26 protein-coding genes are annotated in these 23,587 nt (G+C 59.5%); 18 read left to right on the top strand and 8 right to left on the bottom strand.

Annotated features, from left to right (window positions below):
* Nucleotides 1–170 precede the first annotated feature (170 nt).
* The 4 genes from pdhA (at nucleotide 171) to BN1130_RS16500 (ending at nucleotide 3,857) form a co-directional block, all read left to right on the top strand.
* A complete protein-coding gene (gene pdhA, locus BN1130_RS16485; protein ID WP_042043301.1) occupies nucleotides 171–1,265 on the top strand; it encodes a pyruvate dehydrogenase (acetyl-transferring) E1 component subunit alpha in 1,095 nt (364 codons plus the stop codon).
* On the top strand, nucleotides 1,258–2,244 hold the full coding sequence (locus BN1130_RS16490) for an alpha-ketoacid dehydrogenase subunit beta (RefSeq protein WP_042043302.1): 987 nt from the start codon (nucleotides 1,258–1,260) through the stop codon (nucleotides 2,242–2,244). Before pdhA ends, BN1130_RS16490 begins: the two co-directional genes overlap by 8 nt.
* A 94-nt stretch (nucleotides 2,245–2,338) precedes the next feature.
* Nucleotides 2,339–3,439, top strand: a complete 1,101-nt coding sequence (locus BN1130_RS16495; RefSeq protein ID WP_042043303.1) for a dihydrolipoamide acetyltransferase family protein — start codon at nucleotides 2,339–2,341, stop codon at nucleotides 3,437–3,439.
* A 208-nt stretch (nucleotides 3,440–3,647) separates the two neighbouring features.
* A complete protein-coding gene (locus BN1130_RS16500; RefSeq protein WP_042043304.1) occupies nucleotides 3,648–3,857 on the top strand; it encodes a cold-shock protein in 210 nt (69 codons plus the stop codon).
* A gap of 579 nt (nucleotides 3,858–4,436) precedes the next feature.
* Here the strand turns inward: BN1130_RS16500 and BN1130_RS16510 are convergent.
* On the bottom strand, nucleotides 4,437–4,688 hold the full coding sequence (locus BN1130_RS16510) for a TIGR02647 family protein (RefSeq protein WP_042043305.1): 252 nt from the start codon (nucleotides 4,686–4,688) through the stop codon (nucleotides 4,437–4,439).
* 211 nt (nucleotides 4,689–4,899) lie between these two features.
* On the opposite strand from BN1130_RS16510, the gene BN1130_RS16515 reads away from it, so the two are divergent.
* Together BN1130_RS16515 and BN1130_RS16520 are read left to right on the top strand one after the other, a co-directional pair.
* On the top strand, nucleotides 4,900–5,451 hold the full coding sequence (locus tag BN1130_RS16515; RefSeq protein ID WP_042043306.1) for a hypothetical protein: 552 nt from the start codon (nucleotides 4,900–4,902) through the stop codon (nucleotides 5,449–5,451).
* A gap of 246 nt (nucleotides 5,452–5,697) precedes the next feature.
* Nucleotides 5,698–6,090, top strand: a complete 393-nt coding sequence (locus BN1130_RS16520; protein ID WP_042043575.1) for a DUF2750 domain-containing protein — start codon at nucleotides 5,698–5,700, stop codon at nucleotides 6,088–6,090.
* 73 nt (nucleotides 6,091–6,163) lie between these two features.
* On the opposite strand, the gene BN1130_RS16525 is transcribed toward BN1130_RS16520, so the two are convergent.
* Both BN1130_RS16525 and BN1130_RS16530 read right to left on the bottom strand, forming a co-directional pair.
* Complete coding sequence (locus tag BN1130_RS16525; protein WP_042043307.1) at nucleotides 6,164–7,978, bottom strand: extracellular solute-binding protein; 1,815 nt, start codon at nucleotides 7,976–7,978, stop codon at nucleotides 6,164–6,166.
* A 90-nt stretch (nucleotides 7,979–8,068) separates the two neighbouring features.
* Entirely contained in the window at nucleotides 8,069–8,962 is an 894-nt protein-coding gene (locus BN1130_RS16530; RefSeq protein WP_042043309.1) for an EamA family transporter, read from the bottom strand.
* A gap of 318 nt (nucleotides 8,963–9,280) precedes the next feature.
* Here BN1130_RS16530 and BN1130_RS16535 point away from each other — a divergent pair, with 318 nt between their 5' ends.
* On the top strand, nucleotides 9,281–9,472 hold the full coding sequence (locus BN1130_RS16535; RefSeq protein WP_042043310.1) for a hypothetical protein: 192 nt from the start codon (nucleotides 9,281–9,283) through the stop codon (nucleotides 9,470–9,472).
* Nucleotides 9,473–9,513: 41 nt separating this feature from the next.
* Here the strand turns inward: BN1130_RS16535 and BN1130_RS16540 are convergent, their stop codons facing one another.
* Nucleotides 9,514–10,716 carry an HD-GYP domain-containing protein gene (locus BN1130_RS16540; protein WP_042043313.1) on the bottom strand — a complete coding sequence of 401 codons (1,203 nt, stop codon included), beginning with the start codon at nucleotides 10,714–10,716 and terminating at the stop codon, nucleotides 9,514–9,516.
* A 165-nt stretch (nucleotides 10,717–10,881) separates the two neighbouring features.
* On the opposite strand from BN1130_RS16540, the gene rsuA reads away from it, so the two are divergent.
* Nucleotides 10,882–11,574, top strand: a complete 693-nt coding sequence (rsuA, locus tag BN1130_RS16545; RefSeq protein WP_042043314.1) for a 16S rRNA pseudouridine(516) synthase RsuA — start codon at nucleotides 10,882–10,884, stop codon at nucleotides 11,572–11,574.
* A gap of 181 nt (nucleotides 11,575–11,755) precedes the next feature.
* Here the strand turns inward: rsuA and BN1130_RS16550 are convergent, their stop codons facing one another.
* Nucleotides 11,756–12,658, bottom strand: coding sequence for a DMT family transporter (locus BN1130_RS16550; protein ID WP_042043315.1), 903 nt, complete (start codon nucleotides 12,656–12,658; stop codon nucleotides 11,756–11,758).
* A 371-nt stretch (nucleotides 12,659–13,029) separates the two neighbouring features.
* Here BN1130_RS16550 and BN1130_RS16555 point away from each other — a divergent pair, with 371 nt between their 5' ends.
* Entirely contained in the window at nucleotides 13,030–14,688 is a 1,659-nt protein-coding gene (locus BN1130_RS16555) for a peptide ABC transporter substrate-binding protein (protein WP_042043316.1), read from the top strand.
* On the top strand, nucleotides 14,688–15,257 hold the full coding sequence (gene yfcE, locus BN1130_RS16560; RefSeq protein ID WP_042043320.1) for a phosphodiesterase: 570 nt from the start codon (nucleotides 14,688–14,690) through the stop codon (nucleotides 15,255–15,257). The genes BN1130_RS16555 and yfcE overlap by 1 nt, the downstream gene beginning before the upstream one ends.
* Nucleotides 15,258–15,391: 134 nt before the next feature.
* Here the strand turns inward: yfcE and BN1130_RS16565 are convergent, their stop codons facing one another.
* The 3 genes from BN1130_RS16565 to flgA form a co-directional block, all read right to left on the bottom strand.
* Nucleotides 15,392–15,808, bottom strand: coding sequence for a flagella synthesis protein FlgN (locus tag BN1130_RS16565; RefSeq protein ID WP_042043321.1), 417 nt, complete (start codon nucleotides 15,806–15,808; stop codon nucleotides 15,392–15,394).
* Nucleotides 15,805–16,125: a flagellar biosynthesis anti-sigma factor FlgM gene (flgM, locus tag BN1130_RS16570; RefSeq protein ID WP_042043322.1), complete on the bottom strand. Its 321-nt coding sequence runs from the start codon at nucleotides 16,123–16,125 to the stop codon at nucleotides 15,805–15,807. The genes BN1130_RS16565 and flgM overlap by 4 nt, the downstream gene beginning before the upstream one ends.
* Before the next feature lie 89 nt (nucleotides 16,126–16,214).
* Complete coding sequence (gene flgA, locus BN1130_RS16575) at nucleotides 16,215–16,820, bottom strand: flagellar basal body P-ring formation chaperone FlgA (RefSeq protein ID WP_042043577.1); 606 nt, start codon at nucleotides 16,818–16,820, stop codon at nucleotides 16,215–16,217.
* 234 nt (nucleotides 16,821–17,054) lie between these two features.
* Here flgA and BN1130_RS16580 point away from each other — a divergent pair, with 234 nt between their 5' ends.
* The 8 genes from BN1130_RS16580 (at nucleotide 17,055) to flgG (ending at nucleotide 23,577) form a co-directional block, all read left to right on the top strand.
* Entirely contained in the window at nucleotides 17,055–17,966 is a 912-nt protein-coding gene (locus BN1130_RS16580; RefSeq protein WP_042043323.1) for a chemotaxis protein CheV, read from the top strand.
* Between the two features lie 18 nt (nucleotides 17,967–17,984).
* Nucleotides 17,985–18,809: a CheR family methyltransferase gene (locus BN1130_RS16585; protein WP_042043324.1), complete on the top strand. Its 825-nt coding sequence runs from the start codon at nucleotides 17,985–17,987 to the stop codon at nucleotides 18,807–18,809.
* Nucleotides 18,810–18,871: 62 nt separating this feature from the next.
* Nucleotides 18,872–19,276 carry a flagellar basal body rod protein FlgB gene (flgB, locus tag BN1130_RS16590; protein WP_042043325.1) on the top strand — a complete coding sequence of 135 codons (405 nt, stop codon included), beginning with the start codon at nucleotides 18,872–18,874 and terminating at the stop codon, nucleotides 19,274–19,276.
* Between the two features lie 103 nt (nucleotides 19,277–19,379).
* Nucleotides 19,380–19,799, top strand: coding sequence for a flagellar basal body rod protein FlgC (flgC, locus tag BN1130_RS16595; RefSeq protein ID WP_005894515.1), 420 nt, complete (start codon nucleotides 19,380–19,382; stop codon nucleotides 19,797–19,799).
* 17 nt (nucleotides 19,800–19,816) lie between these two features.
* Nucleotides 19,817–20,545 carry a flagellar hook assembly protein FlgD gene (locus tag BN1130_RS16600; protein ID WP_042043327.1) on the top strand — a complete coding sequence of 243 codons (729 nt, stop codon included), beginning with the start codon at nucleotides 19,817–19,819 and terminating at the stop codon, nucleotides 20,543–20,545.
* Nucleotides 20,546–20,555: 10 nt separating this feature from the next.
* On the top strand, nucleotides 20,556–21,896 hold the full coding sequence (flgE, locus tag BN1130_RS16605; protein ID WP_042043329.1) for a flagellar hook protein FlgE: 1,341 nt from the start codon (nucleotides 20,556–20,558) through the stop codon (nucleotides 21,894–21,896).
* 132 nt (nucleotides 21,897–22,028) lie between these two features.
* Complete coding sequence (locus BN1130_RS16610) at nucleotides 22,029–22,775, top strand: flagellar basal body rod protein FlgF (protein WP_042043330.1); 747 nt, start codon at nucleotides 22,029–22,031, stop codon at nucleotides 22,773–22,775.
* Between the two features lie 13 nt (nucleotides 22,776–22,788).
* Nucleotides 22,789–23,577 (top strand): flagellar basal-body rod protein FlgG, encoded by a 789-nt coding sequence (flgG, locus tag BN1130_RS16615; RefSeq protein ID WP_042043331.1) that lies wholly within the window; start codon nucleotides 22,789–22,791, stop codon nucleotides 23,575–23,577.
* Nucleotides 23,578–23,587: the final 10 nt, after the last annotated feature.

The raw sequence follows: 23,587 nt of genomic DNA on the forward strand, positions 1-23,587 counted from the left end.
CTATTTCAGGACTAGACACTGCGCGTCAGACCGATTGGCTGCTTATTGAGCTAAATAAAGAGGATATCACTGGGGTTATTTGCTTTTGCCGCATTGCGCTTTGCTTAACAACTTGTTTACATTTTAAGGGTCGCCGCTGGTGGTGACGCAATCACGGCAAGGAGCCAGTTATGACCCATGTCGACATCCCCTTCCTTCGTTACCTCGATGAGGAGGGGCGCCCGGTCGCCACACTTCCGACCTGGCTGGACAAGGAGCTGCTGCACACTTTCTACCGCAACATGGTGATGGTGCGCAGCTATGACAAGAAAGCAATCGCCCTGCAACGCACCGGCAAGCTGGGGACCTTCCCCTCCCATCTGGGGGCCGAGGCGGTCGGCATTGGCGTCGGTCTCGCCATGCAGGCCCAGGATGTCTATGTGCCTTACTACCGCGACATGCCCACCCTGTTCGTGCGTGGCGTGCCAATGGAGAAGAATCTTCAGTATTGGGGCGGTGATGAGCGGGGGAGCGTCTTCAACAAGCCAGACGGCACGCCCTCTGAGGACTTGCCCATCTGCGTGCCCATCGCCACGCAAGTGACCCATGCCTGCGGCGTCGCGGCGGCGTTCAAGCTGCGCAACCAGCCCAGGGTCGCCGTGGTCACCATAGGGGATGGCGGCACCTCCAAGGGGGATTTCCTGGAGGGGCTCAACTGTGCCGGTGTCTGGCACCTGCCGATGGTGATGGTGATCAACAACAACCAGTGGGCGATTTCGGTACCACGCAAGCTGCAATCCAGTGCGCCGACTCTGGCCCAGAAGGGCCTTGGTGCCGGGGTACCCAGCATCCAGGTCGATGGCAATGATGTGCTCGCCGTCTACGATGCCACCTTGAGCGCGGTGGAGCGGGCCCGCGCCGGTAAGGGACCCACCCTGATCGAGGCCATCAGCTACCGGCTCGGCGACCATACCACCGCCGATGATGCGACCCGCTACCGCGATGCCGCCGAGGTTGAAGCCGCCTGGGCCAAGGAGCCGGTCAAGCGGCTGCGCCAGTTCATGGCCGAGCGAGGCTGGTGGGACGAAGCGCAGGAGCAGGCTCTGCTGGCCGATGCCGCAAAGGCAGTGGATCTCGCTGTTGCCGCCTATGAGTCACTGACGGCGCAACCGCCGGAGTCCCTCATCGATTACCAGTTTGCCGAGCTGCCCCGGGATTATCTCGGTCAGCGCCAGCGCATCATCGACAAGGCCATGGCCGGGCAAGGAGGGCGACACCATGAGTGACATGACACTGCTCGAGGCGATCAATCTGGCGCTGCATCACGAGATGGAACACGACCCCGACGTGGTGGTGCTGGGTGAGGATGTGGGGGTCAATGGCGGGGTGTTTCGCGCCACCGTCGGCCTGCGTGACAAGTTCGGCTTCAAACGGGTGATAGACACCCCGCTGGCGGAGGGGCTGATCGCCGGGGTGGCGGTCGGCATGGCCACCCAGGGACTCAAGCCGGTGGCCGAATTCCAGTTCCAGGGCTTCATCTTCCCCGGCATGGAGCAGATCATCTGCCAGGCGGCACGGATGCGCAACCGCACCCGGGGCCGGCTCAGTTGCCCCATCGTTTATCGCTCTCCTTATGGCGCCGGTATCCACTCCCCTGAGCACCACAGCGAGAGCGTGGAGGCGCTGTTTGCCCATATTCCCGGCTTGCGGGTGGTGATCCCATCCAGTCCCAGGCGGGCCTATGGCTTGCTCTTATCGGCCATCCGCAGCCCGGATCCCGTGATGTTTTTCGAGCCGGATCGCATCTATCGCGCCATGAAATCCGATGTGGTGGATGACGGCATCGGCTTGCCGCTGGATGTCTGTTTTACCCTGCGCAGCGGTCATGATCTGACCATTGTGGCCTGGGGAGCCTGTATCTTGGAGGTGATGCGTGCCAGCCAGGCGCTGAGCGATGAGGGCATCCAGTGCGAGGTGCTGGATCTCGCCACCATCAAGCCCCTCGACATGGCTAGCATACTCGCCTCGGTACGCAAGACAGGCCGCCTGCTGGTGGTACATGAAGCGTGTGGCAGCTTCGGGGTGGGGGCCGAGATAGTGGCCAGGGTGACGGAAGAGGCGTTTACCAGCCTCAAGGCCCCCCCAAAGCGGCTCACCGGTGTCGATGCCGCCGTGCCTTATTACCGCAATGAGGAGCACTACCTCATCACCGAGCAGGATATCGCCCTGGCGGCGCACCAGCTGATGGAGAACAAGTGGCTATGAACTACTTCACATTGTGGCGAACTGGCCGTCGAGCAAAAAATAGCCATGAGATTTTTCAACCTTTGGTGATGTCCCCGCGGATGGAGAACGGATCATGAAATATTTCAAGTTGCCGGATTTGGGCGAGGGACTGGCCGAGGCGGAGATCGTGGAGTGGAAGGTTACTGCCGGCGATGCGGTCAAGGTCGATCAGGTGCTGCTCTCGGTCGAGACGGCCAAGGCACTGGTGGATGTGCCCTCGCCAGTCAATGGGGTCATCGCTCGGCTCTGTGGTCAGGAGGGAGACATATTGCACATAGGCGCCCCCCTGGTGGAGTTTGAGGGCGGAGAAGATGATGGCACCGTCGTGGGCAAGGTGAGCAGCAGCCAGCAACATATAGAGGATCACTTCGTGGCCGGTGTGCTGGCTGCTGGCGGTCGTCTGGTGCAGGCCATGCCGGCGGTACGTCAACTCGCCCAGCAGCTGGGCATCGACATCAATAGTCTCAGGGGCAGCGGCGCTGGCGGCCTGGTGCTGGAGCTGGATGTCCAGCAGGCGTTCGAGGCGCAGCAAGGCAGCGGCAACGAGTTCCTCAAGGGGGCTCGCCGGGCCATGGCCAAGGCAATGGAACACTCGCATCGCACCGTGGTACCGGTCAGCATCACCGATGAGGTCGATCTGCGAGCCTGGCGGGCCGAGGAAGATGTGACGGTACGTCTCATCAAGGCGATCGGCGTCGCTTGTCGGGCCGAGCCATCGATGAACGCCTGGTTCGATGGCGAGACCTTGTCGCGGCGATTGTTTACGGAGGTCAATGTGGCCATCGCCGTGGACTCACGCCATGGGCTCTATGTTCCTGTGATGGAGAATGTGGCCGAGCGGGAGCCTGGCGACATTCGCCAGGGGCTGGATCGCATGATAGCCGACGTCAAGGCACGGGCTGTGCCGCGGGAGATGCTCCAGGGGGCGACCATCACCCTCACCAACTTCGGTGCCATCGCCGGTCGCTACGCCAGTCCGATAGTGACACCGCCCCAGGTGGCCATCATAGGGGCGGGGACACTGTTCGATAAGGTGGTCTTCGTGCAAGGGGAGGCCAGGCCGGTCAGGGCCCTGCCATTGTCGATGACCTTTGACCACAGAGCCTGCACCGGCGGCGAGGCGGCGCGCTTCCTCAAGGCGCTGGTCAAGGCGTTGGAGGCCCCTGCCTGCTAGGCCTTGTGCCCTGCCATTGGCAGGGCACAAATATGTTTGCGTAATGAACAAAGCTACGTATAATCAGTCGAGCTTGAAAAAGGCAATATTTATGTTACTGAATACGATGTTTCACATCCCCTTCTAGTGTCCATAAGTCATTCCCTCTTTTCGAAGCTTTATCCGCCTTTCAAGGCACGAGTAATTTTTGAATACAGGTTTAATAGATATGTCTAACATGATCACCGGTACCGTTAAATTCTTCAACGAAACCAAAGGCTTCGGCTTCATCCAGCAAGAAAATGGCCCGGATGTGTTCGTACACTTCAGCGCCATTCAAGGCAACGGTTTCCGTACCCTGGCTGAAGGTCAGCGCGTACAGTTCACCGTGACCCAAGGTCAGAAAGGCCCGCAGGCTGAGAACGTAACCGCTCTGTAATTGTTACAGAATTTAAGAAAGCCGTGGTGCCTCTGGTACCACGGCTTTTTGTCTATCTGGGCTTTGCCAAGCTGATCTTAGCGGCAGGGATGGCGGCGATTTCCTTCGTGATATGACCACTCCTGCTCTGGATATGGCCTTGTGTGGCTGCGCCTGACATCACGGTGTCATGGCGGGTTGAGCGTGCTCGTCTGAGTGTGTTAGAAATAAGGTATCAACAGGAACAGGACTGTTCGGCAGGTTCGTCGATGAAGAGAAGGATCTGGTTCGCCGCTTGCCTGGCGGTCGTTGTGGCGCTCCCCTTGCCACCATCAGCCACTCAAGCGTCTCCGGTAGCCGGGACACAGCCTGATCTGGTTGCCGCCGAGCAGGCCCGCCTCACTTGCCTGCAATTTTTGCAGGTTCGACTCGGGGGCGAGGCCGCACCCATCAGTATTGAGACCCGCCCCGTGCCCCACAGGGACCAGCAGTGGCTGGTGGACGGCAATGTAAAAGGACCCGAAGGTCCTTTGCTGTTTGCGTGTCACCTGCAACAAGGCGCACGCTGGGAACTGTTGAACTTTTCGCTCTGGGCGGCGCCTATGCCACCGGCCTGAGGGCCACGAGCAGGTGTTGCAGGTGTTCAACCATTGTCATGCCAAAGGGGGTCAGATAGCCGCCATCCTCGGCGCTGATCAGACCCTGCTGATGCAGGCGTCCTGCCGCCTGGCAGAGCGTATCACTCATATCACTGCGTAACTTGATCCCCACACTCAAATTCGCCGGATCAAAGCAGGCCAGTACTTTCAGTTCATGGATAAAGTCTTCAGAAATCTGGTCGATCCCAATCATGGACAGGCTCCTTACGCTAATGATGTATGCAAATTAGCACTCCCCGAGGGAGTTTAGTGGGCGCTGGGTCAAAGTATTGGCGATTATGGTGGGTGGACAGGCCGTATGGCGATTTTTCAGGCAGGCGGTGCGATGAGCATTGCCGCTCACCGTGATAGGATAGGGCTTCATCGGCCCAGTCCCTCGTATTCCCTTCTCCAAGGCAACCCGCATGACCCGCATCACATTGATTTCTCTGCTTCACCGTCTCTCTCCCCAGTTTCCCATCTATCCGGTGGCGCAGCTCTTGTCCCCGTTGAGTGAGCATGAGGGGGAGGTCTGGTTACCCCCTCTGAGCAGTCCGGATGTGGCGGCCTTGCGTGCCAAGGTAGCCCCGCAAGCACTGCGTGAGCTTGCCTCCCTCTCCGCTGGCTGGTGCGATTTTGCCGTGAGCGACAGCGGTGATACCCCCGAGCTGGACGCCTTGGCCAACTATGACGAAGAGATGCTGGATAACCTGCGCCTTTACTGGGGCAGTGCGGCCAAGATCAATCACCCGATCACCGATAACCTGTTTGAACTGCGCAGGGGAGTGGTGGATGAGGCTCATGGCAGCAAGTTGGCCCAGGCTTGGGAACGCCAGCAGGAGCTGCGATTTGCGCAGCTGATGACGGCGGCCAAGGGGCAGGATCTGCTCTGTTTCGTCGAGGTTGAATCGGCCTATTGGCTGCGTCAGCGTCTGAGTGAGCAGGCCGAGATAGTGCTGCATATTCCCGCACTGTAGAGATGATGAAGCCGTTGAGTTTACGGGGTCACCCTGTTTGAGCCGCCCTGGTTGACCGGGTGGCATCCTTAACTGTGGCGTTAACCAGCCGTGTCCTGACTGCGCGGGGCGTCCATTCACTGGACAAGGCTGCGGCAAGATGTGAACATGTCGCCCTTTATTGCGCGAGCCAGCCCGGTTCGGGTCATCATCGACTCGGCAGCCCAGGCCCATCGCGATCCTTGGCACTGCATAAGAGACTTGACCATGAGCTATGAACTGACCGAGACCGAGCGCAATGCCGCGCTGCAACTGAACGCCGACTACCGCTTTGATCACTTCATCAGCAAGTTGGTCGAGCACGAAGAGCTGTTCGTGCTGACCGACGAACACGGCGTCATGATGCTGACCACCGAAGACGAAGACTGCATCCCGGTATGGCCGCACCCCGAATACGCCCAGGCTTGGGCCGAAGGCGAGTGGGCTGAATGCAAGCCGCAGTCCATCACCCTCAAGGTGTGGCTGGAGCGCTGGGTGGAAGGCATGGAGCAGGATGAGCTCTGCGTGGCCGTGTTCCCGACCCCGGATCAGGAAGGCATCGTACTCGAGCCTGCCGACGTGGCCGATGCGGTTGCCCAGAAGCAGGCCAAGCGCGGTTAATTCCCCTCCGCTTGTGCTAAACACAACCCCGCCATTGGCGGGGTTGTGTCGTATTGGGCATCCGATGACGGACTCAGGGCTGCAGGTAGCGGGTGTCGCGGATATTGACCTGAGGGTAGCGGGTGCCTTGCTTGATGGCGTTCAGGGTCTCCTTCTTCACCGTCTCATCTATCCAGAACAGACCGCCGTAGCTGTAGCCGGAGTTGAAGCCATCGAGGGGCCAATAGAGCACTTCGCTCTTGGCGGTGGCAATCTCCTTGGGCAGTTTTATCCAGCGCCAGGCCCCTTCCCGGGTATAGGGAACCTGATAGGTGGGCACGAAGCTGGCCAGCTCATAGAGCCGGGCCTGGATCTGCCGCGACAGTTCGGCCTTCTTGGCAAAATCGAACTCCTTGTCGTACTGCTCCACCAGGGCCGTGATGGCGTCATCATCGATGTTCATGATGTTGTTGGTCTGTGGCTTGTGGGCGTTGACCTTGTGGAAATATTCCCAGTAGGCGGGATAACGTCCCGTACTCCAGGCCATCCAGGCGCTCTGGTGTTTCTTCTCCAGCATGGCCTTGAAGCCCGCTGAGGCATCCATCAGGTTGAGATCCAGATTAAGACCCGCTTTTTTGGCCTCTTCACGCAGCAGGGTGAGGCGCTGGGAGTGCTCCGAGGTGGTGTAGATCACGTTCAGTGACAGTGACCTGCCCTTGGCATCTTGCAATATGCCCTCTGGCCCGGCTTTGGTGAAACCCGCCTTGGCGAAATAGTTGCGCGCGAGCGCAGGGTCGAAGGGCCGCGCCTTGAGGGCGTTATTGGTGAAGTCTCCCTGACCGGATCCATAGTTGTTGAGACGCTGGTAGTCGCCACGCAGCAAGGTACTCAGCATCTTGTCGATGTTGAGGGCGTACTGGATGCCGAGCCGGACATTGAGGTCGCTCAGCAAAGGGTCATCGATGTTGAGATAGAGACCGCTCGGGGATTGCGGGGTCTGGGTATAGAACCAGATACGGTCTATGTAGCCCTTGTCAAATTCGGGGGTCTTGGTCTTGTCGTGCCACCAGTTCGGGATCACCAGTCCGAAGGTATCCAGCTCGCCGCGCAGGAAGTGCTGCCAGGCAATGTTGAGATCGCGCAACACCTTGATCTGGATGCGGTCGGGATTGAACCTGTGCTGGAAGTAGCGCTCGTCGTTACCCCACCAGTCGGGAATGCGGCTGAAGGTAACGGATTTGCCCTTCTTGACCTCGCTGAGCTGATAGGGGCCCGTCACCGGCAATACCTTCCAGTTGTACTCCCGCACCCAGTTGTCATCGAGTGTGATGGCGTGACTGGGCTCGGGGGAGAAGGGGAGGGAATCGAGCAAGTCTTCCCGGCTCTTCTCGCTGCCGCTGGTGATGGCCAGAGTGTGGTCATCGAACTTGATCACATCGACAATTTGAGTGCTGTAGTAGTTGTTGTACCAGGGGGCATTGATCTGCTTGCTGCGCAGCATCTTGAGGGTGAACAGGAAGTCGTCTGCGCTGACCGGTACGCCATCGGACCAGCGGGCCTTGGGGTTGATGCGAAAATACATGGTCTTGTGATCGGCCCCGAACGCCCACTGGTTGGCCAGCATGGGGATCGGATTGCCGGTGTCGGGGTGGCTGGCCAGCAGGGGCAGCCGGTTTTCCCGCATATAACCGGCGAAGGCGCCATTGGCATCGGGGCCATAGTTGCGCAGGGTCAGCGGAAAACTGGTCATGAAGGTCCGAAAGGTACCGCCCCGCTGGGCAGCCGGATCGGCATAGACGGGATCCGTATCGTTGCTTTCCCACTTGAGATCCGTTGGCAGGGTGGCACTCCAGCCGAGCTGAGTCCAGCACAGGGCGAGGGCGGCGGCCCCCAGGTGATTCAGTCGCATATCCTTTGCTTCCTTGTCGTGGCTGCGTGTTGAGGCGTTTATTTTACAATAGCGGGCCAAGCCATTGGCATGGCCCATCATGAGAGGGCATCAGGCCCGGGTCAATGGTTTGGACAGGGCCAACCGCCCCCCCAGCAGGTGTACCAGGAAGCCGAGCAGCACCAGCGCAGAGCCCAGCCACTGCAAGGGGGTTGGATGCTCATCGAGCAAGATGGCGGCAGTCACCATGCCGACGCAGGGGACCAGCAGGGAGAGCGGCGCCACTTGGGCTACGGGGTAGCGCATCAGCAGCCGGCCCCACAGCCCGTAGCCGAGCCAGGTGGCAACCAGCGAGAGATAAAGCACGCAGAGCAACCCTTTCCAGCTGAACTGTTGCAGGCTATGGACGATCAGCGCCGGCCCCTCGAACAGCCAGGAGAGGGCGAGAAACGGCACTATGGGCACCAGACCACCCCAGGCGATCAGGCTCGGCAAGGCCACCTGATAGCGCAGCCCAATCTGGCGGTTGATGACGTTACCCAGTCCCCAGCAAGCGGAGGCGCACAGGGTCAGCACGAAGCCGAGCAGGGTCAGGTTGCCTTCCCCATGAGTGGCGATGAGGTAGAGACCGGCTCCTGCCAACGGCAGGGCAACCCAGTGGTGGGGCTGCCAGCGCTCTCCCAGCCAGATCATGGCGAACAGCAGGGTAAATACCACTTGAGATTGCAGCACCAGGGAGGCCATGCCTGCGGGCATGCCAAACTTCATGGCGCTAAACAGGAAGGCAAACTGGGCCAGGCTGATGGTTCCGCCGTAGGCCAGCAGCCAGCGCCAGGGGATGGTGGGTTTTGGAACCAGCAAGATGGCGGGAAAGACCACGCCGACAAAACGCAATGCGCCCAGCAGCAGGGGCGGTATGCCGTCCAGCCCCCACTTGATCACCACGAAATTGAGGCCCCAGCAGAGGATAACCAGGGCTGCCAGACACTTGTCCTTGGCTTGCATGACACATCCTTGTTTGATAACGAAGGTAATGATCCCGCCAGGACAGGCAGGCAAGGTGTCGAGCATAACCTCGACAGGGTGCCCGGCGTCAACCGGAACGCCAGTTTCAGGCTGATTTAGGTGTCCGTTGAGGGGGCGCCGGCACTCGATACAAGGTGCCAATGCTCAAAGCCGCCTGTGATGGGGTCATCGCCCTGGCGAGCTGCCTTGATTGCCCAAGAGCCAGGGAAGTGCTCGGGGAGGGGTTGCGCAGACTAAACTCTAAGGGAGAGCACCCGCGGTGCGGGTCCTGATAAATGGTAAATACGGAGGTACCCCATGAGCGATCACTCCCTGCTTCCCCATGGCGAGGATCTGCGCCGGGCGGTACGCTGGTTGGCTGAGGGACACGCCAGTGATCCCCATGCTATCGAGGAGGCCTGCCTGCGCTTCGATCTCTCTCCCCTCGATGGAGAGTTTCTCATCACCCACTGGACCGCGCCTGGCAACGGTACCGATCGGCCAGCCTGAGCGCGGCCGGCGCCGGACTCCCTTATAGCGCCGTGGTGTCGTCAGATGAAATGAGCGAGGGTGATGCCATAATCCTTGGGATCCACGGTGCTCTCTATGGTCTCATTGACGCTGGCTTTGGCAAGGTCGAGCAGGTGCACCTCCAGATAGTGCCGTTGGGTGGCGTGATAGATCACCTTGACCAGGGGCTTGAGTGGCGCCAGCTCGTTGCGTTGCATCACCAAGGCCAGGCGCTGATTGGAGAGCAGTACCAGGGTGCCAACCGGATAGACCCCCATGCACTTGATAAAACGCGTCACCAGTCCCTCATCGAAGTGAGTGACAGCCCCCTTGAGCAGGATCCTGAACGCCTGGGTCGGCTGCATCCCCTGCTTGTAGACCCTGTCTGCCGTCACCGCATCATAGACATCGACAATGGCGCTCATGCGCGTGTAGAGCGAGAGCTGCTCTCCCTTGAGGTGGCGGGGGTAACCTGAGCCATCCAGCCGCTCATGGTGGTTGGCGGCCACCTCCAACATGGTGGGGGTGATTCCCGTCGTCGCCTTGAGGATGTCGTGGCTGTGCACCACATGCTCGCGCATGATGGCAAACTCTTCGTCGGTCAGCTTGCCCGGTTTGTTGAGCACGGCATCCGGGGTCATTATCTTGCCCACATCGTGGAGCAGCCCTCCCAGGGTCAACTCCTTGAGCACGCTGCGTTCGAGCCCCAGATAGCGGCCGAAGTTGGCGAGCAGTATGGCCACGTTCATGGAGTGTTCCATCAGGTAGGCATCCTTGGCCCGGATGCGGGCCAGACAGAGCATGGCATCCCCGTGACTGAACATGGTGTCGACCATCTCCTCGGCCACGGTGGCGAGCGAGGTGATATCGATGGGTTCGCCCGCCTTGAGCTGGCGAATGAACTTGCCTTGCAGCTCACGGGCTTCTTGATAGAGGCGGCGGATCTTGAGCTCGCGCCCCTCACCCGGGACACGAAGCCCCTGGGGGGCAGTCATCGAGAGAGAGGAGCTGTCTGGTTGCTCGGCGGTACAAGGGGGGGAAGCCTTGGCCAGCTTGCTACGACTGAGATCGACCCGCACCCTCAGCACGCCGCGGGTCACCAGGGCCGCAATCTGGCGCTCATCGTTGACCCGGCCTGTCTGGGCAATCTCCATGTCGCCCCGTTGGCTGATGATGGCTACCACGAACATGCCGGGTTTGAGGCTACTGATGGCAATGACGGGATGGGGGGAGGCTGAGATCATAGGGTTCTGCCTTTATGATGGTGCCTGGTCACTTAGGCTGATTATGGGGCGAGTCTACCACTGGTTTCGGAGGCCGTCACAGGCCTGGCGGGCGTTAATGCTGGAGTTGTCACGGTTGGCCGATATAATGTCGCCCTTTTCCCGATGGCAATGTTGAGGTAGTGAATGCGGCTCGATAAATTTCTTTGCGACTGTTCCGATCTGACCCGCTCCCTGGCGGGCCGAGTGATCAGGCGAGGAGAGGTCATAGTGGATGGCATCGTGGTCAAACAACCCGCTTTCCATATCAACGAACAGAGCCAGATCGAGTTTGACGGCGTCATGCTGAGCCTCGACAGGCGCAACCGCTACTTCATGCTGCATAAACCGGAAGGCTATGTCTGCTCCAATGAGGATCCGGATCACACGACGGTGTTCGCGCTGCTGGATGAGCCGGCCATCGGCAAGCTGCATGTGGTGGGGCGCCTCGATCTCGATACCACAGGCCTGGTGCTGATCAGCGACGATGGCCAGTGGTCCCATCGCATCACCTCGCCTCGCCACGAGTGTGCCAAGACCTACCGCGTCTGGCTGGCGGACCCTGTTCATCAGGATGCGGTCTCGCTGTTTGCCGATGGGGTTTTCCTGCGCAATGAGACCGATAAAACGCGCCCGGCCAAGCTCGAGCTGTTGGGGGAGTGCGAGGCGCGGCTGACCATCCAAGAGGGCAAGTACCATCAGGTCAAGCGGATGTTCGCCTCCATCGGCAACAAGGTGGTCGGCCTGCACCGTGAGCAGATAGGCCCGCTGATGCTGGATGAGACCTTGGAACTTGGCGAGTATCGTGAGCTGACTGACGAAGAGATTGCCCTGTTCTGAGTCACCTGGTGCCCAGCCACATTGCCTGGGCAGGAGTGGGGATATGGGATGGGAAAACGGCGGGGGCTGACAGGCTCCCGCCGTTTTTTTATGGCTTCTCATCCCCTCCCTGAGGGTCAGGGAGCGGCGTTGCCCACAGGGGCGGCGCCTGTTCAGCAGGTCCCATGGGGGAGGGCATGACTCAATGGCTGCCACTCATGCCCAGCACCAGAATGGTACCCAGGGTGGCGAGCAGGGCACCCGCCCAGGCGGGTAGGCTGGGGCGCTGACCCGAATGCCACCAGAGCAGGGGGAGCAACACCACAGGGGTGGTGGCGGAGAGAATGGCCACCATGCCCACATCCCCCTGGCGCAGGGCAACCAGGATCAGTGTCATCCCCAAAGCCATGGCCAGGAAACCATTGACTCCAATCATGGCGAGAATGGGGCGATTGATGGGGTTGAGGGGCATGGCGAGGGGCACCCGCAGCAGGCGCAGCACGCAATGGGCAAACAGGGCGCTGGCCATGCGCACCCCGGAGGCGCTGACCGGATCTATGTCGCTGCCGGCCATGACCGGCTTGGCAATGATGGCCCCCAGGCTCTGACACAGGGCGGCAGTCAGACCCAGTCCTATGCCGATGGCGATGTGGCCGCGAACCTGCTCCCAGTCATGGGACTGGCCGCGCCGACCGAAGAGTATGGCCAGCATGACCCCGGTGAGCACCAGCAGGGCGCCAAGCAGCCGCCAGCCGGTGAGCGTCTCGTCAAACAGCCAGAGGCCGAGCAGGGCGGAGAAGAGCGCATGGCAGGAGAAGAGCAGGCCGCTGCGGCGGGGGCCGAGTCGGTTCATGCAGGCGAACAGGGCGGTATCGCCAATGAAGATGCCGATGAGACCCGAGAGGATCAGCAGAGGCACGGCCCCGGCGCTCAGGCTCTGCCAGCCACCCGTTGCCAGACTGGCCCCCCCCAGCATCAGGCTGACCAGGAACATGCGCCAGCGACTGTAGGCGAAGGCCCCCAGATGGCGAGCCGGTTTGACCGATATCAGGGCGGCAACCGCCCATAAACTGGCGGCAGCCAGCGCCAGCCACTCGTACCCCATAAAGACCTCTGAACATCCAGTCCGAAAGCCGAGTCAGGCGGCGACCTGTGCCACTCCCCGACCTTCATGACAACAACGAAAAAGTAGCTGCAAAGCCGTAGCAGGCCACGCCCTGCACCCGTGACTCATACTGCATAAAGACTGCGGCGTCTCAAGGGGGAAAGGCGCGGCAAACCGTTGCCTGCGCCAGTCATCCGGATTTCATGCCAACGACGAAAAAAAATGCCCGAAAGACTCCATCTCAGGGGCGAGCCGGATACAATACGGGGCGTTTTCGGGGATAACAAGGACGGCATCATGCATTCGTCATCAGGCGCGCCGTCGGCCTTCCCCTCATGTTTGGTAAAGCATTGCGAAAAGAGGTCAGTTGTATGTATCACCGTCTTGTCCATCCCGCCCTGCGCCGGATCTCTCCCCTGTTGTGCGCCTTGCTATGTGGCGGCACCTTGAGCCAGGTGGCCCTCGCCACGCCCGTGGATGCCGCCCCGGATCTCGCCCCCCGTCAGACTCTGGTCAAGGGCAATGGTGCCGAGCCCGAATCCCTGGATCCGGCCCTGGTGCGCAGCGGCTTTCCCGGTGAAGTGATCCTGGTCGACTTGTTCGAGGGATTGGTGAGCGAAAATGGCGAGGGCAAGATAGTACCGGCCCAGGCCATGCGGTGGGAGCAGAGCCCGGATGGGTTGGAGTGGCGTTTCTTCCTGCGCCCCAACCTGCACTGGTCGAATGGCACCCCCCTCAAGGCGGAGGATTTTGTCTATGCCTGGCGCCGTTTGCTCGATCCCGCCCTGGCCTCTCCCTCGGCGGGGCTGATGCTGGCCACGGGCATCAACAATGCTGCTTCCATCTATGCGGGTGCCCTGGATCTTGACTCGCTGGGGGTGGTTGCAGAGGGGGATCAGATCCTCAAGGTGACCCTGGAGCGGCCCGTCCCCTATTTTCTGCAGCTCATCAGTCAGCGCCCCTTCGTGCCGGTGCCACGGCAAGTGATTGCCGAATTTGGCAAGGGGTGGACCCAGCCCGCTCATCTCGTCAGCAATGGTGCCTATCGGCTCACTAGCTGGGTGATGAACGAGCGGCTGGAGGCCGAGCGCAACCCCGCTTATTGGGACAACGGCCACACTCGCATCGATAGGGTCACCTATCTGCCGCTCGCTTCCCAGCATGCCGAACGACTGCGCTACGAGGCGGGAGAGATCCAGCTCACCAACCGGGTCGCCCAGGATTACTATGCCCGCATCAAGGCCACTGCCCCTGAACGGCTCTGGGGCCTGCCGCTGCTCGGCACCTACCTCTATAGCTTCAACATGAACAAACCCGAGTTGCAGGACGTGCGGGTACGCCAGGCCCTGAGCATGGTGATCGACCGCCAGCTGCTGACCGACAAGGTGAGTGCTCAGGGGGAGCTGCCCAGCTGGCGCCTGCTGCCAGATATACCGGGTTATACGGCCACCACCCCTGAGCTGGCGAACGCCTCCCAGGATATCCGCAGCGCCATGGCCGTTAAGCTCCTCAAGGAAGCGGGCATCGACGAGACTCATCCCCTGCGCCTGACCCTCACCTACAACAGTTCGGAGAACCACAAACGCATGGCGTTGGCGGTGGCCAGCATGTGGAAGCCCCTCGGGGTCGAGGTCGAACTGCGCAACATGGAGTGGAATGCCTATCAGCTTGCCAAGAACAGCGGCGACTTCATGGTGGCGCGATCCTTCCTGTTTGGTGACTATGTGGAACCCTCTGCCATGCTCAATGCCCTGCGCTGCCTGGATCCGCAAAACGAGAGTGGCTACTGCAACCCTCACTATGATCAACTGCTAGAGCAGGCTGCGGCGACCCTGGATGAGCAGCGCCGCAGCCACCTCTATCAGCAGGCCGAGCGTCTGATAGAGCAGGATGTGCCCGTCATCCCCCTCTATCACTACAACCAGATGCGGCTGGTCGATCCCCAATTGCGTGGCTTGCCCAGCAGCAATCTCAAGGGGGCGATCGCCACCAAGGATCTCTATTTCGTAACTCCTTCAGGGGCCAAGTGATGAGACTCGCCATTCTCTCGGATCTGCATGGCAGCCTGAGCGCGTTTGACGGTGTCATGGCCTGGCTTGGGCCCTGGCAGCCGGATCACTTGCTGCTGCTCGGGGACCTGCTGAGCCATGGTCCGCGCAATCCCGTCCCCGAGGGCTACCAGCCGGCGGCGCTGGCCGCACGACTCAATGGCCTGGCCAGTCGCATTCTGGCGGTGCGAGGGAACTGTGATTCGGAAGTGGATCAGATGCTGCTCGATTTCCCCATGATGGCGCCCTACAACCAACTGCTGGTCGATGGGCGGCGCTGGTTCATGAGTCATGGTCATCTCTATCACGCCGATGCCGTGCCTCTGCCGCCGGGCAGCCTCTATCTGAGCGGTCATACCCACCTGCCCGAGCTGAGGCGCACAGGGCAGGGCGAGCAACGGCGGGTCATGGTCAATCCGGGCTCTCTCTGTTTTCCCCGGGGCGAGCTACCTGCCAGCCTGGTCTGCTATGAAGCGGGGGAGCTGAGTCTGCGGGCGGCGCAGGATGGACGGGTGCTGCAGCGGCTCTCTCTGGCAGAGGGGTCTGCCTGAGCAGGGGGGGGAGGGGAGATGACAGTGGTGAACCTGAGTGCCCAGCCCGATGGTTGGGCGGCTCACGAGTGAAGATCGATGATGAGTAAAGCGAAAAGGGTGCCCTGAGGGGCCGGGAAGGCAGACGGGAGAGGCTAGGCCTTGATCCCCGGGGAGCGGGTGCCGGAGCGGGTGTTGCCCTTGGCATCATAGGTGAGCGAGTTTCTGTCTCGCAGCTGGTTCAGGAAACCGGCCAGGCGGCGATTGGAGACAATACTCAGCTCCAGCAGGCGACCATTGGTATCGTTTTGTTGCTGGCAGGCGACCAGCGCATCGGCGATCCTGGCCATGATATCCGGCTGGTGTGCGAGCCTATCCTGAAGATCGGGCTGCTGGGCCAGAGTGGTATCAAGCGCCTCTATGGCACTTAGCAACTGCTGTTTACGTTCTGCCAGGGTCGGCAACTCCAAGGCTCTGCGCTGCTTGAGCAGTTCAAACTCTTCGCTCAGCAAACCCTGCATCTGGGTCAGCTGATCATGCTGTTGTTGCAGCAGTGCAGCCAGACTCATCATCCCAGGGTTTTTTCCAGCTTGGCTTCGAAGCTGAACATCTTCTTGGCAACGGCTTCGCCATTGACCTGGTACTGGCCACTGGCCACGGCTTTCTTCAGGCTTTCCACCCGGCTCTCATTCCCGGTCGATACCGAGTTGAGGTTTTTTTGTACTTGTTGCAACTGTTGCGCCTCACTGGTCAGGGAGACTGAATCGACCTTGACCTGAGTGGTGCGGGCATCTTGTCCGCCGTTGGTCGACTTGGCCACGCTGCTCTGGCTGTTACCGGTATTTTGTACCCGATTACCTGCCAAGTTGTTGATATTGTTAATAGCCATCTTGGTTACCTTTATTCGCTTTGCTGCCTGCTTACCCGTTTATCGGTCTAAGCTACCGGAACTTTAGGGAAAATTACCAAAAAATTCATTCAGAAGCTGACAATAACGGAGCCGACTGAATTCACCTTGCCCTGTACCGTCCTGCCGGACCTGATATTAACCAGCTTGATCATGTCGCCGAAGCTACCATCTTGCAAGGCGCGCGCCATGGTTTTGATCTGCATGCTGCTGTTTTCGGCGATGAGGGTAACCTGATCGCCCTTGCAGATCACACAGATCTGATTCAGGCGCACCGGTTGGCCGGGTCTGAGTTCGCGTTTGCTGCGAGTACCGACCAGCGCCTCTATGTCCTGTATATAGTCACCACGGATCAGGGTCTGATCCTCGTAGGCCTGGATAAGCTGGTTGCGACCGAGAATATCCCCCTTGGCGATGGCTTCCGAGACGGTGATATAGGGCTTCTGGATGCTGACTCGCACCGGCAGATAGAGATCCCAGCCCGGCGTCTCGTTGCACTTGAGGTAGACAGTGGTGTTGCGTCTGATCTCCATCTTGGCAGGCAGGCTGATGTCGAGATCATGCTCGCAGGCCGTGAGCTGCAAGCGGGTATCTATGCTGGCGGCACTGAGCTCGGCACGGGCATCCAGGGGCAAGGAGAGCTGATCGCGCACGAACTCCTCCGCCCGGGTTTGCAACCCGGCATTGATATCGGACGCCAGGGCCTTGTTGGCCCCGCTGAGCAGCAACAGGATGAGGAAAAGTCTGTTAATCATTTTCGTCCGCTGGTCGATAAGTGGATAACGTATAAGACAACTGTTCACTATGCTCGCGCCAAGATGGGTTCCTGGAACCGCTGGGAATCTGGCGCGAGTCAACATGGCGCATGCACAACATGCATGAATAATGCCAGGCGTTTTTAGGGAGTGTGTATGGCCGGTATTCTGGACTCGGTAAACCAACGGACTCAACTGGTCGGGCAAAATCGCCTGGAGTTGCTGCTGTTTCGACTCAATGGGCGTCAACGATTTGGCATCAACGTCTTCAAGGTGCGCGAGGTGTTGCAGTGCCCGCCCTTGACTGTCATGCCCAAGCTCAATCCCTGCATTCGCGGTGTGGCGCACATTCGTGGCCAGACTATCTCGGTGATCGATATCAGCATGGCCATGGGTAACAGGCCCATCGCCGATCTCTCCAAGTGCTTCATTATCATCTCGGAATACAACAGATCCATCCAGGGCTTCCTGGTGCAGTCGGTCGAACGCATCATCAACATGAACTGGGAATCTATCTTGCCACCCCCCAAGGGGGCAGGACGCATTAACTACATGACGGCGGTCACCGAGGTGGATGGCGAATTGGTGGAGATCCTCGATGTTGAGCGGATCCTCAACGAGATCTCCCCGGTCTCGACCGAGGTGAGCCAGGAGCTGGTGGCGGTGAGCGCAGAGCACAATACCCAGGGACGACCGGTGCTGGTGGCCGATGACTCCTCGGTGGCGCGCAAACAGGTGCAGCGGGCGCTCGATGCCATCGGTGTGCAATGCGTGCTGGCAAAAGATGGCCGCGAGGCCCTCAACATGCTGCTGGAGATGGCCAAAAATGGCCCCATCAAGGATCAAATCGCCCTGGTCATCTCGGACATAGAGATGCCCGAGATGGATGGTTACACCTTCACCGCCGAGATCCGCAACAATCCCAGCCTGAAGGATTTACATGTTATCCTGCACACCTCCCTCAGTGGGGTGTTCAACCAGGCCATGGTGCAGAAGGTCGGGGCGAACAATTTTATCGCCAAGTTTCAGCCCGATGAGTTGGCCAAGGCCGTTCAAGGCGCACTCTAAAACAAGAAGAACGCATACATGAAGACACTGTCAGACGACTTATATAAGCAATTCAGCAGCTTTCTGGCGCTGCAGTGCGGAATTGTGCTGGGTGACAACAAGCAATACCTGGTGAAGAGCCGCCTGTCCCCCTTGATGGCTCAGTTTGGCATCGAGAGTCTGTCTGAATTGGTGACCCGTTCCATGAGCCTGCGTGAGCGGGAGTTGAAGATGGCGGTGGTCGATGCCATGACCACCAATGAGACCCTCTGGTTTCGGGATGCTTATCCCTTCCAGCTGCTCACCGACAAGATCTTCCCGGAGCTGGGCAAGAGTGGCCGCCCCATCAAGATCTGGTCGGCGGCCTCCTCCTCGGGTCAGGAGCCTTACTCCATCGCCATGTCGGCGCTGGAGCAGCAGGTCAAACGCCCTGGTACCTTGCCGGGCGGGGTACAGATCATCGGCACAGACATCTCCACCACCATGCTCAATCAGTGCAAGGAGGGGGTATACGACAGCCTGGCGTTGGCCCGCGGCCTCTCCCCAGAGCGCAAGAAGTTATTCTTCGAGCCCCATGGTGACAACAAGATGCGGGTCGTGGATCGTGTCAGAAAATTGACAACCTTCCGCCCCCTGAATCTGCTGGAAAGCTACAGCCTGCTCGGCAAGTTCGACATCATCTTCTGCCGCAATGTGCTCATCTACTTTGCCCCTGAAGTGAAGTCGAAGATCCTCAACCAGTTCGCGGCCAGCCTGAATCCGGGCGGCTACCTGATGCTGGGTGCCTCGGAGTCCCTGGCGGGCCTCACCGACAGGTTCGAGATGATCCGCTGCAACCCCGGTATTGTTTACAAAGTCAAATAACCCCTCCCATCTCTTCCTTTGGCACACCTCTTGCTAAGAATCCAGCAAGCAGGAGGTGTGTTATGGCAATTTCATTCGACAAGGCTTTTGGTGTTCATCAATACACGTTGAGCGTGCGCGCCAAACGTGCCGAGGTGCTATCTAGCAATATCGCGAACGCGGATACCCCAGGCTTCAAGGCCAGGGACATCAACTTCGGCGATGCCATGGCCCAGGCGCAGCAGCATCAACAGGGGTTCAGTCTGGCCACGACCAGCGAGCGCCACTTTGCCTTGAACATGGACAAGCCGGGCACATCCCAGTACCGCAACCCGCTCCAGCCCGACACCGGGGACGGCAACACCGTCGATCTGCAGCAGGAACGCAGCGAGTTTTTGCGCAACAGTCTCGAATACCAGACCTCGGTCGAGTTCATGAACGGCAAGATAAGCGGCCTGCTCAAGGCCCTCAAGGGAGAGCAGGGATGATGAAGCCTGACGCTTTGTTATGCCTGATCGCTTACCGCTTCAGCAATGATCCGATACGCCGCGGCCTGGACCAGGCCTTGCAACAAAACCAAGGAGCACAGCAATGAGTTTGTTCAAGGTCTTTGACATCGCAGGTTCTGCCATGAGTGCCCAGTCGGTGCGACTCAATACCGTGGCCAGCAACATGGCCAACGCCGACAGCGTCAGCTCCAGTGTGGAAGGAACTTACCATGCCAGGCGGCCAGTTTTTGCCGCCCAGCTGGAGCAGGCCATGTCCGATGGCCAGGGGTCGGTCGGCGTCGAGGTGAAGGGCATCGTTGAGAGCAAGGCACCGCTGCTCAAGGAATTCAATCCCAATCACCCCATGGCCGACAAGGATGGCTTCATCTTCAAACCCAATGTCAACATGGTCGAGGAGATGGCTGACATGATCAGCGCCTCGCGCAGTTACCAAACCAACGTCCAGATTGCCGATTCTGCCAAGCGCATGCTGCAGCAGACCCTCAATCTCGGTAAGTCCTGATAGGGGGCGGCAAGTAAATGGCAGATACCTATGACAGCGTACTGGGCGTCAATCGCGTTGCATCGAACCAGACCGCAAACACCGTCCAGAAAAAGGAGTTGGATCAGGAGTCTTTCCTCAAGCTGCTCACCATGCAGCTCTCCTATCAGGATCCCTTCAAGCCGGTAGATAACGCCCAGATGTTGTCCCAGATGACGTCCATGTCTACCTCAGAGGGGATCAACAATCTCTCCTCCCAGATGGAGAGCCTCAACAGCCTGATGACCTCGAGCCAGGCGCTGCAGGCCTCGGCACTGGTCGGCCAGGATGTGTTGATCCCGTCCAATACCGGTTATCTGGAAAAAGGCGGCGACATCTCGGGGGTCATTGCAACCGGTGATGGCGGCAGCAACGTCAAGGTGACGGTGAAAGATGAGAGTGGCCAGGTGGTCAAGGAGTTCGCCCTCGAGGGCGATCACCAGGGCAACGTGGCCTTCAGTTGGGATGGCCTGGACAAGGATGGCAATCCTGCCAAGACAGGCAAGTACCAGATTGAAGCCAGCGCAACGGTCGCGGGCAAGTCCGAGAGTCTGCCGGCCCTGACCTATGCCCAGGTGGAGAGTGTCACCCTGGGCTCGGCCAGCTCACCCAGCACCCTGAAACTCAAAGGGCTGGGCGGTATCTACCTCACTGATGTGCTGGAAATTTCCGGTTCTGGCAGCAAGTCGACCCCGACGCCCACCCCAACCAATAACGCAGTGATCTAAGGAGAAAGACATGTCATTTAACAATGCCCTCAGTGGCGTCAATGCGGCTCAAAAAGACCTGAACGTCACCGCGAACAACATTGCCAACGTCAACACCATCGGCTTCAAGGAGTCCCGCGCCGAGTTTGCCGATGTCTATGCCAACTCCATCTTCGTCAACTCCAAGACCCAGGTGGGCAATGGTGTGGCGACCGGTGCCGTGGCGCAACAGTTCCAGCAAGGGGCCTTGCAATTTACCAACAACTCCCTGGATCTCGCCATTCAGGGCAATGGCTTCTTCGTCACCTCGGACGGGGTCAATGCCCTGGATCGCAGCTACACCCGGGCCGGTGCCTTCAAGCTCAATGAAAACAGCTACATGGTCAATAACTCCGGCGGTTTCCTGCAGGGGTACGAGATCAATGCCGACGGCACCCCCAAGGCGGTGAGCCTCAATGCCACCAAGCCCATCCAGATCCCGGACAAGGCGGGTGAGCCCAAACAGACCACCACGGTCGAGGCCAGCTTCAACCTGCCTGCGACTGCGACCCCTCAGGTCGTCAACCCCTCTACCTTCGATCCCAAGGATTCATCCACCTATTCGTCGTCCACCTCTGTGGTTTCCTACGACTCCCTTGGTGAGCCTCATACCATCACCCAGTACTTCGTCAAGGATGCGGATGCGACCGACCCCACCAAGTCGGCCAACCCGACCTCCTGGCGCATGTATCTGTATGAGGGCGACAAACCCATCGATATCACCGGTGGTGCCATCACTACGCCAGCAACCGGGGTGGCCACCCCCCCGCTCAGCGCCAGTATCACGTTCAATGCCGATGGCAAGGTGAACACCATTACCCCGGCCATCATCAAGACCGAAGCCCTGGGTACGCCGGGGGCGGGCGTCATCGACAATGGCGCCGATCCCACCCAGGAGATCGAAATCAAGTTCGGCACCGTGACCCAGTACTCGTCCCCCTTCGAAGTCAATAAATTGACCCAGGATGGCTCCACGGTAGGACGGTTGACCAAGGTCGAGATCACCAATGACGGCATCGTCTCCGCGACTTACAGCAACGCGACCACGGTCAAGGTGGCCATGGTGGCCATGGCCAAGTTTGCCAACGCCCAGGGGCTGACTCAGGTGGGTGATACCTCCTGGCGTGAATCCCTGCTCTCCGGCGATGGTCTGCCTGGCACCCCGAACTCGGGCACCTTCGGTTCCATCAAGTCGTCGGCCCTGGAGCAGTCCAACGTGGATTTGACCTCGGAGCTGGTGGATCTCATCACGGCCCAGCGCAACTTCCAGGCGAACTCCCGTTCTCTGGAAATCAACAGCTCGCTGCAGCAGACCATATTGCAGATCCGCTGATAAGTTTGTGGCCAGCACACAAGGGCGCTTCGGCGCCCTTTCTTTATATATCAACACCTTAAAATCCATCTAATCTTCTTGGCATCTTAATTGCTTTATTCCAGGCAGAGTCATCTGTTTGACGGAGAACCCATGGACCACCTTCTTTATATCGCGATGTCCGGTGCCAAAGAGAACATGAACAGCCTGGCTGTGCGTGGCAACAACCTGGCCAACGCCAACACCACGGGCTTCAAGTCTGACTTCGAGCAGGCTCGCGCCATGCAGGCGTTTGGCGAAGGGCTGCCGACCCGGGTATTTGCCATGACCGAGCGGCCGGGCCAGAACCTGCAGCACGGCTCCCTGATGACCACGGGGCGGGATCTGGACGTGGCCCTCGATGGTCAGGGCTGGATCGCGGTACAGGATGACAAGGGGGGAGAAGCCTTCACCCGCATGGGCAATCTGGAACTCAGTGCCACCGGCAATCTGCAGACCAGTACCGGGCTCAATGTGGTGGATGACGCAGGCAGGCCCATCGTATTGCCGCTGCCCCTCGAGAAGGTGGAGATCAACCGGGATGGCACCATCACCGGTCGCCCGGAAGGGGCCGCCCCCAATTTGCCGGAAGATTTTCAGCGCATCAAGCTGGTCAGGCCGGCGGCGGATGCGGTGGAGAAGGGGCAAGATGGGCTGTTTCGCCGCAAGGATGGCCAGCCTGAACCGGCCTCTGCCGATGTGGGGCTGATCGCCGGTGCGCTGGAGAACAGCAACGTCAATGTGGTCGACGAGATGACCAACCTTATTCGTTTGCAACGTCAGTTTGAAACCCAGGTCAAGATGATGAAGACGGCCGAGGAAAACGACGAAGCCCAAACCCAGCTGCTGCGTATCAGCTAATTAGGAGCCAGACATGAATCCTGCACTTTGGATAGGCAAGACGGGACTGGATGCCCAGCAGACCAACATCGCCGTTACCTCAAACAACCTCGCCAACGCCAGTACCGTTGGCTACAAGAAATCCCGAGCCATCTTCGAAGATTTGCTCTATCAGAACATCAATCAGCCGGGGGGGCGCTCCTCGGCCGATACCGAGCTGCCGTCCGGCCTGATGCTGGGGGCGGGGGCCAAGGTGGTCGCCACCCAGAAGAGCTTCAGTCAGGGCAACGTGCAGACCACGGACAACTCCCTGGATCTGATGATCAATGGGCGTGGCTTCTTCGAGGTGCAACTGCCCGATGGCAGCAGCGCCTATAGCCGCAACGGCCAGTTCACCCTCAATGACGAGGGGACTATCGTCACCCCGGGCAACGGCTATCCGTTGCAGCCCGAGATCCAGATCCCGGAAAACGCCCAGAGCGTCACCATAGGCGAGGATGGTCAGGTCTCCATCCAGCTCAAGGGGGACGGTCAATCCCAGGTGATTGGCCAGATCAACATCAGCGACTTCGTCAACGCCTCCGGCCTGCAGCCCATGGGTGAGAACATGTTCCTCGAGACCCAGTCGAGCGGAGCGCCCATCGAAGGCACGGCCGGTGCGGACGGACTCGGTGTCATCAAGCAGGGCATGCTGGAGGTCTCCAACGTCAACGTCACCGAGGAGCTGGTCAACCTCATTCAGGCCCAGCGGGTCTACGAGATGAACTCCAAGGTGATCTCGGCGGTGGACTCCATGATGTCCTACCTGACCCAACGGACATAACCTCTTCTCT

The sequence above is a fragment of the Aeromonas rivuli genome (assembly GCF_000820045.1).
In the GTDB taxonomy this organism is placed as follows: domain Bacteria; phylum Pseudomonadota; class Gammaproteobacteria; order Enterobacterales; family Aeromonadaceae; genus Aeromonas; species Aeromonas rivuli.